The following is a 15,635-nucleotide window of genomic DNA, read 5'->3' on the forward strand; positions in this document are numbered from 1 at the left end:
TCAAAGTCATGCAAAAGCAAATGAAAAACTTAAGAAACATCTTCATCCTTGCGTTTACCTTGGCTTTGATTGCCAATAGCGCAAAGGCACAGCAAGTACCGCTGTTCAATCAATATTATTATTCAGGAAGCTTGGCTTATCCATCAAGCACAGTTTTTCAGGAGAACCGTTATGTAAGCTTTGTTTACAGAGACCAGTTTGGGGGTCTGGTGGGTTCTCCTAAGAACTTTGCTTTGGCTTACAGTACGGCAGTGAAAAACAAAATGGCCTTTAGTGGGAATGTTACCACAGCCGACATTGGCTTTACTAGCCAGGTAAAAATATCTGGAGGAATGGGCTATAAGTTTTTTGGAGAAGGAAAAGAAGGCCTTTCAATTGGAACACAGTTGGGGTTATCTCTATTTAGCTTGAACGAAGACAGAGTAAATCCAGAAAGCCCAGCCGATAATGTGCTGCTCGATCTTTTAGGACAAAACGGAAGCTCTCTCAGTTTAGACCTCTCGGTTAGTTATAGAAAGGGTAATTTGTGGATCGATATGGCAGTGCCCACACTTATCAACGAAAGCCTGTCAGACGATGCCTATGTGCGAATCAATGACGACAATGCCCCTGATTTTATTGGAGGAGTTCGGTATGCGTTCACACTTAATCCAGACCTTACTTTTACTCCCTATGGAGGTGTGAGAATCAGAGAAACTATTGGCGCAGAACTCGATGTAATAGGTGAAATGAATTTTAGAGATAAGTTCATGGCCACTTTGGGTTACCGCGACAACTTTGGTGTGTCGGCAGGGCTGGGAGTTCAGATTTTCCCGAAAATACTGTTTACCTACAATTATGATTTCGGGCAGAAAGACACTCCATTTTTGGCCGATGGCTTCAATGAGTTTGGGCTTCACCTTAAATTGGATACCAAAGTTAAAGAAGACTGTGCTCTAGCCGGAGAAGAAGTAGTAAACTACATTATTGACCAAGGTATTTATGATGAAAACTTGGTGAAACTGGAAGACCGAGAAAAGGCCCTTTGCTATTTCCGAAGCTTAGAAGAAGGCAAGCGGAAGGAAATAAACCTAAATGCTGAAGCCGCATATCAGGCGCTTTTCGCTAAAGTAAAGTCCGATGAGCTGGCCAAGATAGAAAAAGAAAGATTGGCCAAACTACAAGCCGAGCAGCAGGAACAGGAGCGATTGAAAAGAGAAAGGGAAGCAATTGAAATAGAGCGTTTGAGATTGCAAGAACTTGAAAGGTTGGCCAGAGAAGAAACGAAGAGAAAAGAAGCTGAAGCTCAGATTGCAAAAGTTTTAATTATGGCAACAGAGGAAATATCATTTAGTAGTGGCAGCAGCAATTTAATGGAAAGCTCATTGACTTCTTTAGATAAAGTAGCTGCTCTTTTTAGAGAAAACGACAATCTTAAATTAGCGGTAAGAGGGTACACTGATAATAGTGGGAATGCAGACTCTAACCTTCAACTATCCAAGGAAAGAGCTAATTCAGTAAAAGAATATCTAATTTCAAAAGGGGTTACTGAAAATAGGATTTCTGCCGAAGGCTTTGGTATAGCCAATCCAAGAGCTGATAATAGTACTAAAGAAGGTAGGGCAAAAAACAGGCGAGTAGAATTAGCCATAGTAAAATAGAAATACACCTTTTGTGTCTACGGACTCATTGGTTATGAAATCGAAGATGACTGACTATATATTGGTTGAGGTAATATAGAGTCAAATTTAGAAAGCCACCCCTTGGGTGGTTTTTTACTTTATCAAACCTCTATTATAAGGTAGAGCAGCTTTAACTTATGAGTCAAATCATCGATTTTGCTGACCAAAGTCACGAATGGTGATGAGGTTTTAAAATAGCTTTGAGAGTAATTCAGGATGAATGATGCTTAAACGAATCACTTTTATTCTTTTCGCAGTTGTTGGACTTGTATCTGGCCTCTTGTCGGGTTGGCTGCGTATTGGCTGGAACATTCCAGTATATGGCATGGCGGGTTTTCATGGCGCGTTAATGCTGGGTGGTTTTTTGGGTTCGCTCATTTGTTTTGAAAAGGCAGTGGCCACAAAAAAGAACTGGACTTTTTTTGCTCCGGCTTCTTCTGGCCTAAGTGTTTTGGCTTTTTTATTCAATCAAGCGTATCTAGGTTATCTACTTCAGATAGTAGCAAGTATTGGTTTAGTATGCATCTATATATTCTTGGCCAAGCAGAGCCAAGAAAACTACATACTTTTAATGTTAATCGGAGCCATGTGTTGGCTTGCAGGAAATGTGCTCCTGTTTCAAACTCATTTTTATCCTACCGTATTCCCTTGGTGGATCGCTTTTATCCTTTTTACTATTGTGGGTGAAAGATTAGAGTTATCGCGTTTTTTGCCTCTTAAAATGTGGAGTAAATACCTGTTGCTTGGATTGCTCATAGCGACTTTAATTGGGTTTATGTTGCCTTATCACGGCATGGGTAGAACTGTAGCTGCTTCGGGTATTGCAGGTTTAGCCTTATGGCTGCTTCGGTTTGATTTGGCCCGTATACTTCTAAAAAAGAAAGGACATTACTTATATACAGGCGCTTGCCTGACTTTGGGCTACGTTTGGCTTTTTGCCTCTGGCTTATTTATGATCTTCGTTAATTCGGGTGCTTTTGCTTTCGATGCCCTTTTACATAGCTATTTTTTGGGCTTCGCCATTTCTATGATCTTCGCTCATGGACCAATCATTTTTCCGAGTTTACTGAACAAAACCGGACATCGTTTTCATTCAATACTCTGGTTTTGGATGGTGATTTTTCAGACTTCAGTAGCCGTCAGAATTTTCGCGGATTTGCAGGAGTTCTTCCTTCTTAGAAAATGGGCTGGAATGATAAATGGCCTTATTATTCTAGTTTTCTTAGTTACAATGTTTGTCCTTGTTCAAAAAGACAGAACTTTGGGGCAAAGTAGAAATTGAATTTATGTATTGGGAAAGTTACTCACATCAGAAAATTAAGAAAATCGTTTTTGACGCTTTAGAGCAAAATTTAGACTACAGAGAAAAACCAGTTTTAGGCTTGCCTGCTTCGTACCTAGATACCGAAGTATTTTATAATGATGCTCCATTTTTGAAAGATGCTCCTTTTCTTTCTGCTCTGATTGCCAACCCAAATCATATTGGCTGCCATACTTTAAATGAATCGGAAGCAGCTTTTGAGGGCACTCATAAAATTGAGAAAGAACTGATTGACCTTTGCGCACAACAGATTTTTGAAGGTGGAAATGAAGAGTTTGATGGCTATGTGGCTTCTGGAGGAACAGAAGCAAATATTCAAGCCATATGGATTTTAAAGCGTTATTTCGAAGTAGAATTTAATGTAAAGCCCAGCGAAATAGGTGTTGTTTTTTCCGAAGACGCACATTATTCAATGCCGAAGGCTTGCAATTTACTGAGCTTAAAATCTTACGTTTCTAAAGTAGATGACACCACCCGAAGGGTAACCAAATCGAGTATTGAAGCTTGTGTTGAAAACGCTAGAAAGGATGGAGTAAAGCATTTTATTGTCATTATGAATATGTCCACCACCATGTTTGGATCAGTGGACGACATCAATGAAATCACTGGCTGGCTCGATGATTTAGGCGCCAATTATATGGTACATATTGATGGTGCTTTTGGTGGTTATATTTACCCTTTTGCTACTGAAAATCTTGACTATACTTTTCAGAACCCAAAGATCAATTCCTTTACATTAGACGGGCATAAAATGCTTCAATCTCCTTATGGTACGGGTATTTATTTAACCCGAAAAGGCTTTATGGAATATGCCCTTACAGAAGAGGCTAATTACGTAAAAGGAAAAGATTATACTCTTGTGGGGAGCCGTTCTGGCGCCAATGCCATAGCCGTTTGGATGATAATGCGTACTTATGGTTCTGATGGGTGGAAAGCCAAGATTAAGCAGTTGCTCTCTAAAACCGACCGCCTTTGCGGAAATCTTGACGAGCGAGGAGTAGAGTATTTCCGCAATCCAAAAATGAATATTGTCACCATTCGAGGCAAGTATGTATCTCCTGCTTTGGCCAACAAATACTTGCTCGTTCCCGATTCTCATGGTTCAGATGTAAAGTGGTGGAAGATTGTAGTGATGGACCATGTAAGGCAAGGTGTGATTGATAATTTTTTAAATGACTTAGATGCAGAGTTGAGGTAGTGTTGCAGGCAAATACCATATGGAGAGTAGCGTTGGGTTTCTTTATCATCTCGGCTGTCTTTGGTTTGCTGTTAAGGCTGCTGTTTTTTCAGCCAATTACAGGGTTGAATTATCAGTATTTACTACATACGCACTCTCATATTATTCTATTAGGCTGGATTTTTAATGCCCTAATGGCTGGAGTCCATTTTATGCTCTTCCAAAATAAGGTAAAGAAGAAGTTCAGCATTCTATTTCTCTTCTTTCAATTAGCGGTGTTGGGCATGATGTTTACCTTCCCTTTTCAAGGCTATGCTACACTATCTATTATCTTTTCTACCCTACATATTATACTGTCCTATTTATGGGTCGTTTGGGTTTGGCGTGAATCTAAGCGTTTGCCAGACTTGGTTAGGAAATCTCTAAGGGCTGGGCTTGTTTATTTGGCCATATCAACCATCGGCCCTTTTTCCTTAGGGCCAATTATAGCTCTAATCGGGCCAGGGTCAGATGAGTATTTTATGGCAATCTATTTTTACCTACACTTTCTATATAATGGTGCCTTTTTCTTCATTCTGTTTGGCTTGTTCTTTTGGCTACTCTTTAAATTGAATGTGTCGATTAATGTAATTGCTATCCAGCGTTTTCTTTGGCTAATGAACATTGGTTGCGTGCTTGGCATAATGCTTTCTGCCCTTTGGATGACACCACCTACGGTTATTTATATTATTGGCGGAATCGCAGGAATTGCCCAATTGGTGGGGCTGGGCTATTTAGTTAAAATGCTTAAAGAAGTTTGGCCAACCTTTAAACTGAAGATTGGGAACACGGCCAAAGTTGTTTTTTGCTTAGTGTTTTTAGGTTTTATATTGAAGATTTTACTACAAGCAATTTCCGCAGTTCCATCGGTTGCTACTTTGGGTTATGAGGTAAGAAATTATGTTATCGCCTATTTGCACCTTGTCTTCTTGGGTATTATAAGTCCATTTTTATTTGCTTGGTTTAATTCGGTTGAATTGTTTCCAATGCGTTCAGTGATTAGAAAATTGGGACTTATACTTTTTTGGATAGGGTTTGTTTTTACAGAAGTTATTTTGGTTTTCCAAAACCAATGGGCTATTGGAGCTAACTATTACCAGCTCCTGTTCGGCTTTTCTGTATTATTGCTAGTAGGTATTATGTTGTTGGCTATTCGCGTTCACTTTTCGCTAGAAGACAGAACAAATTGAGTTAAGAGTTTATACCAGCCTATAGAATAGATGCGTTCATAAGTCTAGAAATTCATTACATTTCAAAATGCAAAATCCGTTTAAGGGTTCTTTAAGTATTGACTTCTACACCAATCAATCCACTATAAAATATATTGTATTGGTGGTGGCGGCTATTATTGGAGTGGGATCAATTATTTACACCACACAGTTGGTGAATATTTTAAAAGAAAGAGAAAGAGAAAACATTGAGCTTTGGGCCAAGGCTGTTGAGTTTTCTACAGTAGCAGATATTGCGTCACTCAACTTTATTACCGACAATATTATTAGGCCAGATAACTCGTTGCCAGTTATCATCCTTGATTCAGCTACTAACGAGATTCTCACCACAAGAAATATTGAGGTAGAGGAATCTTATAACCAAAAGCAAGCTGATGATTATCTGAATGAGATGCTCGGTCAAATGAAGAGTGAAAATGATCCTCAACCTATTTTGATCAGAGACCGACCTGGAAGTAAAATTGTAAGTATTCAATATGTCTATTTTCGAAATTCTAGGCTTTTACGCCAACTGAGCGCTTACCCGTATATTCAACTTTCGGTAATTGCCATCTTTGCATTCATAGCCTATTTGGCTTTCAGCTATTCCAGAAAAGCCGAACAAAACCGTGTTTGGGTGGGGTTGGCCAAAGAAACTGCACACCAACTCGGAACCCCCCTTTCTTCATTAATGGCTTGGGTAGAATATTTAAGAGAGCTTCCGCAAATGGAGAACAGGCAGGAGATTATTACTGAGCTGAATAAAGATGTTCAACGCCTCGAAATGATTACCGCACGTTTTTCAAACATTGGTTCAAAACCAATATTGAAAGATGAGGAGGTGTCTGAAGTAATTGAAGGAGTGATTGCTTATTTGAAACCGCGTGTTTCTTCTAAAGTGCTGTTTGTTGTGGATGCTGATTCGCCACACTTGGTGGCCAAAATGAATCGACCTCTGTTTGAGTGGGTCATCGAAAATATTGTGAAAAACGGAATTGATGCTATGAGCGGGATTGGTAAAATAACCGTAACCGTTGGGCAAGAATCGGAAGGAATGGTGTTTATAGATATTGCCGATGACGGAAAAGGAATAGCGAAAGGTAAGATAAAGGAAGTATTTAAGCCAGGGTTTACTACCAAAAAACGCGGCTGGGGCTTAGGTTTAACCTTAGTAAAACGAATTATTGAAAACTACCACATGGGGAAAATCTATGTAAAATCATCTCATACCGATGTAGGAACGGTATTTAGGATTTCACTCAAAAATTGATGATTCAATAAACCTAATTTCACTTGCAATTTGGGCGTCTGCTTTTCTATGAGGTAAGCGCCCATATTTTTGACTTCCATTTTCTTTATAAGCCTTTGGTTTAATCGAGATTAGACCTACCTTTGCGCCAAGAAAAGTAAACCGCATTTTTCCTATCTAGATAAAAAAATTAAGAATGGCAAATATTGGAAAGATCACCCAGGTTATTGGGCCAGTAGTGGACGTTAGCTTCGATGCTGAAGGATCAAAATTACCAAACATCCTTGATGCATTGGAAGTGACCAAAGAAAACGGTCAAAAAATTGTTTTAGAATGTCAGCAGCATTTAGGTGAAAACCGTGTAAGAACCATTGCGATGGATTCTTCTGAAGGTTTAACAAGAGGTACTGACGTTACAGATACTGGAAAACCAATCGCTATGCCAATTGGAGACGATATCAAAGGTCGTTTGTTCAATGTAGTAGGCGAGGCCATTGATGGTATTCCACAACCAAAAGGAGACAGAAGATTACCTATTCACAGGGCTGCTCCTAAATTCGAAGATCTATCTACTTCAACCGAAGTATTATTCACAGGAATTAAAGTAATCGACCTTATTGAGCCTTATGCAAAAGGGGGTAAGATTGGTTTGTTTGGTGGAGCTGGTGTTGGAAAAACAGTATTGATCCAAGAGCTTATCAACAACATTGCAAAAGGTCATGGTGGACTTTCTGTATTTGCTGGTGTAGGTGAAAGAACTAGAGAAGGAAATGACTTGCTTCGCGAAATGATTGAGTCAGGAATTGTAACCTACGGTGACGATTTCTTACATTCAATGGAAGAAGGCGGTTGGGATCTTTCAAAAGTAGATCAAGAAAAATTAGCCGAGTCTAAAGCAACTTTCGTGTTCGGTCAAATGAACGAGCCTCCAGGTGCGAGAGCAAGAGTAGCCCTTTCAGGTCTTACTATCGCTGAGTACTTCCGTGATGGTGATGGCGATGGACAAGGAAAAGATATTCTATTCTTTATTGATAATATTTTCCGATTTACCCAAGCGGGTTCTGAGGTATCGGCCCTTTTAGGTCGTATGCCATCTGCGGTAGGTTACCAACCAACATTGGCTACTGAAATGGGAGCCATGCAAGAAAGAATTACATCGACAAAGAGTGGTTCAATTACTTCAGTACAGGCCGTTTATGTACCTGCGGATGATTTAACTGACCCTGCTCCAGCTACAACGTTTGCTCACTTGGATGCTACTACTGTACTTTCAAGAAAAATTGCTGAGCTTGGTATTTACCCTGCAGTAGATCCATTGGATTCAACTTCAAGAATTTTGACTGCTGACATTCTTGGCGATGAGCACTACAATTGTGCACAGCGAGTAAAAGAAACACTTCAGCGTTATAAAGAACTTCAAGATATTATCGCCATTCTTGGTATGGACGAACTATCTGATGAAGATAAATTGATCGTATCACGTGCAAGACGTGTGCAAAGATTCCTTTCGCAGCCATTTCACGTGGCAGAGCAGTTTACTGGTCTTAAAGGAGTTTTGGTAGACATTAAAGACACCATTAAAGGTTTCAACGAAATCATGGATGGTAAGCATGACGATCTTCCAGAAGCAGCTTTCAACCTTGTAGGAACAATTGAAGAAGCAAGAGCGAAAGGTGAGAAATTGATGGCTGAGGCTTCTAAATCGTAATGACTATGTTGCTCGAAATCGTAACACCAGATAAAAAAGTATTTGAAGGCGAAGTGAGTTCTGCTACTTTTACTGGTGCAGAAGGCGAATTCCAAGTATTGTCGAATCACGCTCCAATGATTAGTGCTTTAGGCAAAGGGCGAGTAAGCATTACTGCCTCAGGTAAAGTAGAGAATTTGATCATTGACGGTGGTGTTGTTGAGGTTTTGAATAACAACGTAATCGTATTAGCCGAATCAGTAATAGAAGGTTAAATAACCTTAAGAATATTTGAAAGGCCTCTTTGAGAAATCAGAGAGGCTTTTTTGTTTTATTATGATAGAAAATAATAGCTTTGGTAAAAACAACTTTTTATTATGTCTGTTACTTTTCCATTCGGCCTTCCTCAAAACCAAAATTTTTCACAGTTTATTTATTATCCTAATTTTTTGAATCCTGAAGAAATAGATATGGTGCGAGGGCTGTGGCAGCGAAATGAAGAGTTGGAGGCTAAGCTGAGTAATGGTGAGGAAGCCTATGATGATGCTTTAAGAAAAACTAAATTAGCCTTTATCGAGCCTCAAAAAGAGAATCAGTGGCTCTATGAGAAACTTGGTTCTTTGGCCATTAAATGTAATCAAGAGCGGTATGGCTTTGATATTTTAGGCTTTCATTACAACCTGCAGCTTGCCAAATATGGAGAGGGTGACTTTTTTAACTGGCATTTAGATTTTGGTGTAGGTCCAATTTCTAATCGTAAGCTTAGTATATCCGTACAGCTCTCCGATCCTAGCGAATATGAAGGAGGCGAACTTCAGTTTATGATTAATGATGACATTATTAATGCGCCTAAAGAAAAAGGTACAGTTATAATATTCCCGTCCTTCATAATGCACAGGGTTACTCCAATAACAAAAGGAACACGACAATCAATTGTAGCTTGGATTGCGGGCCCCCCTTATCGTTAATCAGGTTTACTTAGCGTTGATTGTAGTAATTTGAACTACACCATAAAGACCTTCATCTCCATACCTTGAAGTGGCCTGCATGCCTCTGATTGTTTTGATACTTTTAACCATTACAGGCGTAAGTAATCCGTTGAGGTTTACCAATGAGCTTCCTACAGGAATGCCGTCTACAACAAATAATGGTTCCCGATTGGTGGCGTTAGTAGTGTTATATCCACTCATAAATACTTTAGCATTACTTCCACTTCCCATTACCCTTAGGCCTTGAACACTTTGAAGTACTTCTACTAAATTATTGTATTGGGAATAATCTTTTACTGCCTTTTGTCTATTGGCAGTGCCAGAGCTGCTACTGCAAGCCACAAGAAATAAGCTGAAAGCAACAGTGACAAATAAGAATTGAAATTTTTTCATGGACTTCGTTTTTAAGAGGTAAAAAAAGGGCTCACTAAAAATAGAGAGCCCTTAAATTAAAGATAAAATGGTTTATTGCTTAGTTAATCTTATTTGAGATCTAATGCTTGATAAAGCACCACCCCCTGTATCAGCTCTAGTGTGATAAAGGTAAAGAACGATTAAATCAGCGCATCCGTAATTTCTAGCAGCACTTGGTCCAGAAACAGCCTCGATTTGAGAACTTACAGGAGCGCCATCATAAGCTGAGCGTCCAGTGTCATCAACATAAGATAGTTGAGCTTCGGCACTTAGGTCACCAGTTTCAGGATCCTGAGTTACAATAAAGTCATTTCCTTGATTGTAGAAGTTTACAATTGTAAACTGATTTGCTCCAGGGCCTGCAACAATTTGGTAGTCGTTACCATTAAGAGTCTCACCTACACGGCTAGAGTGACTTACTTCCTGTGCTCTCCATGTACCTGCCAAGGCGCTTGGCTCTGTTACCGTACCACAAACCACTGTTACTGGAAAGCTCAATGCTTGAGGCGAACCTGTTGCCAATAGCTCATTGTCTGTGTTTCCACCAGTGATAATGGTTTCGCCATTGCCATTAGTGGTTATAGTATTGGATGTTGGGCCAAATACAGTCCCATCATCAGTTGTCACTTCACCAGTAATGTTATATGCTTCACCAAACTCCAAATCAACCCCTGTTGCAGCTCTGATATCAGAAGCTTTTATCTCCAAGGTAGTAGGGAAAGTAGTGTACTCATCACCTAACTGAACTCTAGTTCCGCCAACATTGATGCCCACATTATATGAAACGGCATTGTTGTTAGGGTCGTAAATTAACGCTGTGAAAACGCCTGTGTTTGGGTCGTCACCTTTGAGTAACTTCTTTTGTCTGATATCATCGAAGTCGATCATTCCTCCTCTTTGAAGGTTTGTAATAGCTTCGTTTCTGACTTTTCGAAAATCACTTGGGTCTTGACAACCCGTCACTATTGCTAACATCATCCCGATAGAAAGCAACATTCCGATATATTTATTTGTTATTTTCATTTCGATTAGTTTATAAATCCAGCAGGGTTAGTATCCCAAAATACTTGTATCTGATTGCTGCTTTTTTGAGTAATGTTTTCGTTTACATTTAGCTCATTAGCAGGGTAAAGGAAAGACCTCATAAATGGTCCCAGATCAATAATTGGATCCATTAAGAAAGAAGGATATCCCGTTCTTCTATAAGTATTGAATGGCTCGATGCCGTTAGTGTATGAAGCAATGTACCATTCACGAGCAATGATGTCCATTTTTCCGTCTTCGTCAGCGGCATCGTAATCTGTCAACACCTCATTTACATAATCATTTACCTGTGAAGCAGGTGCAACGTGACCTGTTTCGTCTGACTGGAAGTTGATTACTTTGTCAATGTGTTGTCTAACTGCAGTTTCTAAGTAAGTTCTTGCATTGCCTGTTACTCCAATTTTTAGAGCAGATTCGGCCAGCATAAACTGAACCCAAGAAGAAAGCATGATTGGATGAATACCATCACCACCAAGGTTATCAACAACAGTTATTGGTTCTCCTTGATCATTATCATAAGCACCAGCTGCAGGGTATGCACCATACACGGTTCTTAACAATCCATCTGCCGGAGCAGCAGAATCATCACCGTGGTCTCTACCCCAGTAGCCATCACCTACATAGCAGAAAGTGAAGTTTGGAGCACCAGCACAAGTAAGTTGAGTACCCACTGGTGCATCTAAGGTTTGTCTATAAAAGTAATATCTCAATCTAGGATCTTGCACTGAAGAAGAGTCTTTCATGTATGATATCAAATTGTTAGGTCTGTAACCCGAAGCACCCGTTGTGTAGCTAGATGACATTAGCGGATGTCTACTTTCGTTTACAACGGCCGTAGTTCCATACTGAAATTGCATGTCTTGGCTGTTGTTTTGAATGTATTCACCTCCTGCTAAGATTGCGTCAATCTTAGTTTTAGAATCAGCGGCTGTTACCAAACGTGTGGTTAACAACATTTTGATTTTAAAGCTGTTGGCAAATCTTACCCAGCCCATTGCGTCTCCATCATAGTAGAGGTCGTTTACAGGCCTTTTTGCACCAGATTTTAAATTGGCGATTCCTTCATCAATTAGGTCATACATTGCTGCATAAATTGATTCGCCAGAATCTAGTGTTGGCTTTGGAATAGATGGATCGTTAGCTTCTGTATAAACAGCTTCACCAATAAGGTCTACCATGTTTACAAATAGAGTAGCTTTCATAATTTGAGCCATTCCTAAATGGTAACCTAAACCATCTTCTTCAGCAATGCTCTCCAAAACCTTAAAGTTGGCATTGAAGTTATAAAGGCTCGTCCACTCCCCATTCATGGCAGTAGTTGAGGTTACAGCGTTATAGGTAGAAGAAAGCACTTCCATTCTCATAGAATTGTCTACTGACCCACCAACTGATCGATTCAAGTTTCTGAAATCGAGCTGCATTTCATTCAATATAAAGTCGGGGCTAGCAGAAGAAAGGCCCAATGAGTTTGGGTTTTCTATCAGGGACTCTAACTCCAAAGTTTCACAAGAGATAACTAAGCTGAAAGCCATGATCATCCCTATAGATTTTATTAGTATGTTTTTCATGTTCTTCATCATTAAAATGTTACTCTAAGTCCTACTGAGAATTTTCTCATAGCAGGGTCTGAGATACCTAGTTCACCAAATCCATTTTCACCAGAAGTGTTAGCTTCAGGGTCTAACTTAATTCCTTTAGGGAAATGTGGGGCATACCAGAATACGTTTTGAACGTTTCCAGTGATTGTTGCACTGTTAAGTCCAATTCTGTTTACCCACGTGTTTGGAAGGGCATAGTTGAGGTTAATCTCTCTAATTCTAAATACAGAGGCATCAAACATGCTATTCTCATAAGAGGTGAACGAGTTGGTAAAGTAGATGTCATTCATTGTTAACTGGTACCTGTTCGGTATTTTATTACCAGACTCATCTCTTAAAGGCTCACCGGTAGTAACATCACCATACACACCAGGTAGGTAGAAAGAACCTTCTCTGTCTTCGGTATCGGTAGTTACACCTCTTTCGTAAATGCTAGATACATAACTAGATGCTATGTCACCACCGTGTGTGTATTCTAACTGAACAGTAAGGTTAAAGCCTTTGTAGGTAACACCGTGGATCATAGAGTATCTGAAATCTGGATTAGGATCTCCTGTTACTTTTTGATCTAAACCAACATCGCTACTGATAATGAAATTACCATTTGCAGGGTTTATTAAAGCATTGCCTTCATCGTCTCTTACGATGTAAGTAGACCTGAAAACACCTAAAGGTTGACCTACAATAGCTGTATTGTTTCCTGAGTACTCAACAAGTTCTTCAGGCAGTTCCTTCACAGTAGTTTCGTAAGCAGTGAAGTTGTTAGTGATAGAGTAAGTTAAGTTTCCAGTTCTTACTGGGAATACAGTAACCCCTAATTCTAAACCTTCGGTATCGATTCTACCTGCGTTAATTGAAGTGCTGGTAAATCCAGTTGATGGAGGAAGGTTTGAGCTAAAGATTTGATCTTTACTGATTCGGTTGTAATAACTCATGTCAATATCCAAAAGGCCATTGAATAGAGTAGTTTCTATACCAAACTCAATTTCTTTTTGTCTTTCAGGTTTAAGATTTGGGTTAGGCTGAACGCTTGAAACAAAGTTAGCAGTGATATTGCCGTCAGTGTCTGACACAAAACGAATTGGGTCAGAACCAAGTACCGCTCTTGTTCTGTAAGAACCAGGGAAGCCCGCAGAAGAACCGTATCCTAATCTAAACTTCAAGAAATCTACAAAAGTTGGCATCATATCAGGCAATGCATCAGACATGATGAATGAAGCAGAAGCACTTGGGTAGAATAAAGAGTTATTTTCTTTTTCTACTTGAGAACCCCAATCATTTCTACCGCTTAGGGTTAGGAAAGCATAATCCCTATAAGAAAGCTCTGTTTGAGCATAAAGTCCCAGTACATTGGTTCTTTGTTTCGAATTTCCAGCAGGTGCGTAAGACAAGAAATTGTCATGTCTGAAGAACCCAAAAACTACTTGTTCCGTACTGTTGATTCCAAAGCTTCTCGTGTTGATACTTCTCATGTTGAAACCTGCCTGACTTGTAATGGTTAAGTCTTCATTAATTTCAAGGCCAGTAGTGTTCAACAAGAAGTTGTGGTCAAAGTTAGATCTTGTAAATGAAGACTGGTTGAAGAAACCAAGGCCAGCGTTGTATCTTACACCACCATAATTTTCTCTTTGGAAACTTTCAGTAATGTAATTGTCATAACCTACACGGTAGCCAAACTTCAAGAAGTCTGTTACATCATAAGTTAAACCAATTTTCATGAAAGTTCTATTGGCATCTGATCCAATCATATGGTTCTTCTGCTGCCATAATGGGTTATCTCTATCTGTTCTGTACCAAACACTAGAGCCATCAATAGGGTTTTCAAATGGAAGGCCATTCAAATCTAAGTTTCTAGGCAAGAACAAAGTTCTACTGAAGATATCATTTGGTGGATAACGAAGTACATTGTTCGTAAATGTAAAAGTACTTTGTAAATTAAGCTTATCAGCTAGTTGAGTGTTAGCACTTAATGAAAGATTTAATCGGTCTGATGTATTTGACTCTATATAACCTCTTTCACTGTTATAACCTACACTAAAGCCCATACTGGTTTTTCCGATTCTAGCATTACCGAGTAATGAGGTATTTCCGCCACTTCCGTTATTAAAGAAATCTTTAATTTGGTTAGGGTAGGCTTGGTAAAGCACCTCTTGTCCCTGGAATTGAGGGAATGCTTCAGCGAATCTAGGTTGGTCTAAATGGTGAGGTACCATAAAGTTATCATCAAATCTACCTCCCCAGTTTCCAACAAAGCCTACATTAGGAACATTATCTGAACCTTGGCCATATGTGTTTTGAAAATCAGGAAGCCCAGTGATTTGATTGATATAGAACTGTTGAGAAACAGTAATAGACAAATCTTCAACTTGGTTTGCTGATGCTGTTTTGGTAGTGAAAATGATTACACCATTTCTACCTTCTTGACCGTATAGTGAAGAAGCGGCAAGGCCTTTCAAAACTTGAACATCTTCAATGTTGTTCGGGTCTAAGTCATCAATTCGATTTCCTTCATAGAAAACACCATCCACAATGTATAGGGGCTGGTTGTCTCCGTTAATTGAAGATACACCTCGAATTACAACGTCACTTCTACTTCCGAGCATACCTCCAGTAGATGTAATCTGAACACCTGGAATTTTTCCCCTAAGAATGTTCTGAACATTAGACTCAGGTCGCTGTTCAATGCTTTCAGATTTCACTTCGCTTAGTGCAAATCCGAGTGCTCGCTTTTCTCTGGCAATCCCTTGGGCCGTTACAATAACGTCACCTAGATTAGTTGCTTCTTCGGTTAGTTGAATGTCAACTACAGTTTGACTACCGATGACTACCTCTTGAGTAACGTAACCTATAAAGCGAAAAACTATCGTGGTTCCGCTTTCAGGAACAGATAGTTCGTACTTCCCATCTGGGCCAGTAGCTACCCCAGTAGTGGTGCCTTTAATAACTACTGAAACATTTGGGATTGGTATCTGGTCAGCGGCTCCTACCACTCGTCCAGATATTGTCCGCTCCTGTCCGTTCAGTGCTGTAGTAAGCAGCATCAGAACAAGGAACCGAAACAATTGCAATGGTCTCTTCATGTTGTTTTGTTTTTGTTTAAAATAGCTCTAAACCTAACCAATAGAATATTATGCAAAAATTCATTATTGGAATATAAGGGCTCATTTATGAAGCTTGTCACCAAATTATATGTGGATTAATTTGGATTTTAAGGGAGCTGTTTAAGTGTAGATAAATGGATAGGAAGG

The 15,635-nt window shown here is 39.5% G+C and carries 12 protein-coding genes; 8 read left to right on the plus strand and 4 right to left on the minus strand.

Translation table 11 applies throughout. The features are described from left to right. Window positions 1-8 precede the first annotated feature (8 nt). From AWW67_RS17120 to AWW67_RS17155, 8 genes are all read left to right on the plus strand, one after another. Entirely contained in the window at window positions 9-1,640 is a 1,632-nt protein-coding gene (locus AWW67_RS17120) for a PorP/SprF family type IX secretion system membrane protein (protein ID WP_062303263.1), read from the plus strand. A 241-nt stretch (window positions 1,641-1,881) separates the two neighbouring features. Next, on the plus strand, window positions 1,882-2,943 hold the full coding sequence (locus AWW67_RS17125; RefSeq protein WP_062303265.1) for a DUF8744 domain-containing protein: 1,062 nt from the start codon (window positions 1,882-1,884) through the stop codon (window positions 2,941-2,943). Next, the gene (locus AWW67_RS17130; RefSeq protein ID WP_311316229.1) at window positions 2,903-4,180 is read left to right on the plus strand and encodes a pyridoxal-dependent decarboxylase; all 1,278 of its coding nucleotides are present in this window, start codon (window positions 2,903-2,905) and stop codon (window positions 4,178-4,180) included. The genes AWW67_RS17125 and AWW67_RS17130 overlap by 41 nt, the downstream gene beginning before the upstream one ends. After that, on the plus strand, window positions 4,180-5,388 hold the full coding sequence (locus tag AWW67_RS17135; protein WP_141655493.1) for a hypothetical protein: 1,209 nt from the start codon (window positions 4,180-4,182) through the stop codon (window positions 5,386-5,388). Before AWW67_RS17130 ends, AWW67_RS17135 begins: the two co-directional genes overlap by 1 nt. Before the next feature lie 67 nt (window positions 5,389-5,455). After that, window positions 5,456-6,676 (plus strand): sensor histidine kinase, encoded by a 1,221-nt coding sequence (locus AWW67_RS17140; RefSeq protein ID WP_062303271.1) that lies wholly within the window; start codon window positions 5,456-5,458, stop codon window positions 6,674-6,676. A 175-nt stretch (window positions 6,677-6,851) separates the two neighbouring features. Further along, window positions 6,852-8,363 (plus strand): F0F1 ATP synthase subunit beta, encoded by a 1,512-nt coding sequence (atpD, locus tag AWW67_RS17145; protein ID WP_053223904.1) that lies wholly within the window; start codon window positions 6,852-6,854, stop codon window positions 8,361-8,363. 5 nt (window positions 8,364-8,368) lie between these two features. Next, window positions 8,369-8,617: an ATP synthase F1 subunit epsilon gene (gene atpC, locus AWW67_RS17150; RefSeq protein ID WP_053223906.1), complete on the plus strand. Its 249-nt coding sequence runs from the start codon at window positions 8,369-8,371 to the stop codon at window positions 8,615-8,617. A gap of 102 nt (window positions 8,618-8,719) precedes the next feature. Beyond that, a complete protein-coding gene (locus AWW67_RS17155) occupies window positions 8,720-9,310 on the plus strand; it encodes a 2OG-Fe(II) oxygenase (protein ID WP_062303273.1) in 591 nt (196 codons plus the stop codon). 6 nt (window positions 9,311-9,316) lie between these two features. Here the strand turns inward: AWW67_RS17155 and AWW67_RS17160 are convergent, their stop codons facing one another. The 4 genes from AWW67_RS17160 to AWW67_RS17175 all read right to left on the minus strand — a co-directional run bounded on the left by AWW67_RS17160 (window position 9,317) and on the right by AWW67_RS17175 (window position 15,467). Continuing rightward, the gene (locus AWW67_RS17160) at window positions 9,317-9,724 is read right to left on the minus strand and encodes a TonB-dependent receptor plug domain-containing protein (protein WP_062303274.1); all 408 of its coding nucleotides are present in this window, start codon (window positions 9,722-9,724) and stop codon (window positions 9,317-9,319) included. A 72-nt stretch (window positions 9,725-9,796) separates the two neighbouring features. Continuing rightward, window positions 9,797-10,768 carry a hypothetical protein gene (locus tag AWW67_RS17165; RefSeq protein WP_062303276.1) on the minus strand — a complete coding sequence of 324 codons (972 nt, stop codon included), beginning with the start codon at window positions 10,766-10,768 and terminating at the stop codon, window positions 9,797-9,799. A 5-nt stretch (window positions 10,769-10,773) separates the two neighbouring features. Then, window positions 10,774-12,357 (minus strand): SusD/RagB family nutrient-binding outer membrane lipoprotein, encoded by a 1,584-nt coding sequence (locus AWW67_RS17170; RefSeq protein WP_176700073.1) that lies wholly within the window; start codon window positions 12,355-12,357, stop codon window positions 10,774-10,776. A gap of 11 nt (window positions 12,358-12,368) precedes the next feature. After that, a complete protein-coding gene (locus AWW67_RS17175) occupies window positions 12,369-15,467 on the minus strand; it encodes a SusC/RagA family TonB-linked outer membrane protein (RefSeq protein ID WP_082794090.1) in 3,099 nt (1,032 codons plus the stop codon). Window positions 15,468-15,635: the final 168 nt, after the last annotated feature.

The sequence above is a fragment of the Roseivirga seohaensis genome, assembly GCF_001592945.1.
Taxonomy (GTDB): Bacteria; Bacteroidota; Bacteroidia; order Cytophagales; family Cyclobacteriaceae; genus Roseivirga; species Roseivirga seohaensis.

Bases quoted from the DNA above. Each gene is read 5' to 3' on its own strand.
- AWW67_RS17125 (WP_062303265.1), top strand. From the start codon at position 1,882: ATGATGCTTAAACGAATCACTTTTATTCTTTTCGCAGTTGTTGGACTT.
- AWW67_RS17155 (WP_062303273.1), top strand. From the start codon at position 8,720: ATGTCTGTTACTTTTCCATTCGGCCTTCCTCAAAACCAAAATTTTTCA.
- AWW67_RS17170 (WP_176700073.1), bottom strand. From the start codon at position 12,357: ATGAAAAACATACTAATAAAATCTATAGGGATGATCATGGCTTTCAGC.
- AWW67_RS17120 (WP_062303263.1), top strand. From the start codon at position 9: ATGCAAAAGCAAATGAAAAACTTAAGAAACATCTTCATCCTTGCGTTT.
- AWW67_RS17175 (WP_082794090.1), bottom strand. From the start codon at position 15,467: ATGAAGAGACCATTGCAATTGTTTCGGTTCCTTGTTCTGATGCTGCTT.
- AWW67_RS17160 (WP_062303274.1), bottom strand. From the start codon at position 9,724: ATGAAAAAATTTCAATTCTTATTTGTCACTGTTGCTTTCAGCTTATTT.
- AWW67_RS17165 (WP_062303276.1), bottom strand. From the start codon at position 10,768: ATGAAAATAACAAATAAATATATCGGAATGTTGCTTTCTATCGGGATG.
- atpD (WP_053223904.1), top strand. From the start codon at position 6,852: ATGGCAAATATTGGAAAGATCACCCAGGTTATTGGGCCAGTAGTGGAC.
- atpC (WP_053223906.1), top strand. From the start codon at position 8,369: ATGTTGCTCGAAATCGTAACACCAGATAAAAAAGTATTTGAAGGCGAA.
- AWW67_RS17140 (WP_062303271.1), top strand. From the start codon at position 5,456: ATGCAAAATCCGTTTAAGGGTTCTTTAAGTATTGACTTCTACACCAAT.